This window comes from Bowmanella yangjiangensis (assembly GCF_017255015.1).
In the GTDB taxonomy this organism is placed as follows: Bacteria; Pseudomonadota; Gammaproteobacteria; order Enterobacterales; family Alteromonadaceae; genus Bowmanella; species Bowmanella yangjiangensis.
Genome location: NZ_JAFKCS010000859.1, coordinates 1 through 299, shown reverse-complemented (window position 1 = coordinate 299; position 299 = coordinate 1). Strand labels below are relative to the sequence as shown.

Annotated in this window: 1 pseudogene; it reads right to left on the bottom strand. The window is 49.8% G+C overall.

Annotated features, from left to right (window positions below):
- Positions 1-280, bottom strand: a pseudogene (locus J0A65_RS27615) (phage holin, lambda family); the annotation flags it as partial.
- Positions 281-299 lie beyond the last annotated feature (19 nt).

Below are 299 nucleotides of genomic sequence, written 5' to 3'. Positions count from 1 at the left end.
CAGCGAAGCGTTTGATAAGCGAACCAATCGAGTCAGTACCGATGTAGCCGATAAACACGCTCGTTATATAAGCGAGATTGCTACTTAGTCCGGCGAAGTCGAGAAGGTCACGAATGAACTAGGCGATAATGGCGCACATCGTTGCGTCGATTACTGTTTTTGTAAACGCACCGCCATTATATCTGCCGCGAAGGTACGCCATTGCAAACGCAAGGATTGCCCCGATGCCTTGTTCCTTTGCCGCGAGAATGGCGGCCAACAGGTCATGTTTTTCTGGCATCTTCATGTCTTACCCCCAA